Below are 2150 nucleotides of genomic sequence, written 5' to 3' on the forward strand. Positions count from 1 at the left end.
GACCTGGTAGGGGCCGAGCTGCGCATTGATGCCTTCCACGGCGTCGACGAACAGCGAATCGGGATCGCAGAGCGCGAGCTTGGTCGTGTCGTTCGAATTCAGGCGGACGGCGACACCGGCCGGGAATGCCGCGTCGAAAGCCGCCTGCAGAGCCGTCGGCGCCTTGGCGAAGGGCATGCAGATGCCAACGACGCTCATCAGCGCATTCGACGGCACGGCCGCCTCGTTGGCGTCGCGGCGGATTGTGATCCCGAAGACGGGGTCGGTCATGACAGTCTCTCCTGTGGGTTGAAACAAAAAAGCCCGCGAAGGCGGGCAGCGAAGACAGAGGCCTCCAGTCTGGTCTAAGACGGCCAGCCTGCGTCGATATCGATCCCGTCGAGCGCCGCAAGATTCGCCGCAGCCATAATCTCTTCCGAAAGCGTCCTCGCTCGACTGAAGCACGCCTGTACATGGCGCCCGACGGCGATGCCTATCGCTGTGATGCTGGCCGCATCCAGCGTTACCCAAACACCAGGCTGCGCCTCCCAATCGATCGTGTCGAGTCCGGGGTCGTTCTGGAACAAGGCTACCGCCCCAGTGATCTTGGCTTGGCTGTTGGCGTCGGTGCGAACCGGCGCCCCCCCGACCACGATCCCGCCTGTCTCGACCTGCCAGCGCTTGTCGGCCAAGGCGGCAAGCTTAAGGTCGCGAACGGCGGAAAACGGCAGATCAGCGACGACGTATCCCACGGTCGCCGTGCTATCCGTGACTTCCCACTCTTCGATCGGCGCGAGCTGCCGCGTTTGCTTGGCCGGATCGAACGTCGGCGGCTGATCCACGAGCTTCAGTCCGAAGCCTGCAGCGACAAGTTCGTCGTCGGTCAAGAGCCGAGCCGTCTCCGGCGTGTCCCCAATCCGCCAACCGGGATGCCCCTTGACCAAACGAGTGCCATCGATAAGTAGAACTAGAAATTGCATGGTTTCTCTCGGGGAAGGGGTGGGGAAATGGCTGGCACAGCAATCCTGATCTTAGCAATCGTGATCGCTCTGATCCTTCTGGCGGGTTTTATAGGGTTTGCTTTCCTGCCACAGACGTATCCCGAAGACGGTTCGGACTAGATGCCTCAAGGCTGAGGCTTGAACGAAACAGCGACGCCGGCGCTGTCCGCGACGGAGCCAGATGCCGTTGCGGTGATCGCCACTCCGGTTGCTGCGGAAGCGTAGGCTTTGTGTGCTCCGGTCACATAGTCGTTGCTGAGCGTATCTCGCTCGAAATCCTCGACAAGCTCGGACCATGCCCACCCATTGCCAGCGGTGAGAGTTCCTCGGCCCATTGCGCAGCCTATAATCACGCCGCCATCGGCAACATCGAGGGATATATTGATCGGGGACGTGGCGTCACTGGCCGTTGTGAGAGGCGTAATGTCAGCGCCCAACAGACTGAACACTCCGAGATCAGGGCCACCTGATGCGCCAGCGGTAAGGCTGACCGATGCCGTTCCAGACGAGCCGGTATTGACCACTGCGGCAGCTATGCCTGCGCGGCTCTGCCCGCTCCCCAACTCAACAAGCGGGGTAAGCGCCACCCCCATGACATTGCCGGAAGAGAAGCTGCCGCCGTTGAATTGTCCCCAAGCAACGACCATGACCCGTTGCTGACCGACCTCGGGCAGCGGAACGCCGGAGAAGGTGAAACCCGGATCACCCGCGCCGTGGTAGGCAACCGCGATGTCGGAACTCCACACAGGCTTCCAGATGCCGGCGACATCTGCGAAGCCCTTTCTCACCTTCTGCCAAACACCGGCACGCCTGGTCCATTTGGGGGCGATTGGCTTCCAGATACCGGCGTCCCTCGCAAACGCGGCCATACCTACACCTGAAACCAAACGTCGCCATCAACGCCACCGCTTGGCGCGGACGTCGAGATCGTCAGCGATCGGCTCGCCATGGTCCCGATGCCGAGAATGGCTTTTGTCTGTGCAATGGATTGCGGGCGGGCGTAGTTGTCGCCGGTTCCGTCCGAAGAGATGCGCCCAAAAAAGCCCGTCACTGCATCGGCACCATTGGCATAGGTCGAGCGGAACAGGCGAGTTGTGATGTCGCCCGAGGCATCGCGTTGCGCGAGAGTGTTCGCGGTCGCGGCCGTTGCGGCGGCCACAAGCCCAAGCA

Annotated in this window: 2 protein-coding genes and 2 pseudogenes; all 4 read right to left on the reverse strand. The window is 62.0% G+C overall.

The genetic code is table 11. The features are described from left to right. Positions 1–270 (reverse strand): annotated as a pseudogene (locus EOA60_RS29945) (phage tail protein); the annotation flags it as partial. A gap of 74 nt (positions 271–344) precedes the next feature. Continuing rightward, the gene (locus EOA60_RS29950; protein ID WP_164748235.1) at positions 345–866 is read right to left on the reverse strand and encodes a DUF4376 domain-containing protein; all 522 of its coding nucleotides are present in this window, start codon (positions 864–866) and stop codon (positions 345–347) included. Between the two features lie 239 nt (positions 867–1105). Next, complete coding sequence (locus tag EOA60_RS29955; protein ID WP_127335098.1) at positions 1106–1849, reverse strand: hypothetical protein; 744 nt, start codon at positions 1847–1849, stop codon at positions 1106–1108. Between the two features lie 2 nt (positions 1850–1851). Beyond that, a pseudogene (locus EOA60_RS37865) lies at positions 1852–2150 on the reverse strand (hypothetical protein); the annotation flags it as partial.

The sequence above is a fragment of the Mesorhizobium sp. M1A.F.Ca.IN.020.06.1.1 genome (genome assembly GCF_004023265.1).
GTDB lineage: Bacteria > Pseudomonadota > Alphaproteobacteria > Rhizobiales > Rhizobiaceae > Mesorhizobium.

What these genes read in the sequence shown, in the direction of transcription:
- EOA60_RS29955 (WP_127335098.1), bottom strand. Translation starts at nt 1,849, where the DNA reads ATGGCCGCGTTTGCGAGGGACGCCGGTATCTGGAAGCCAATCGCCCCC.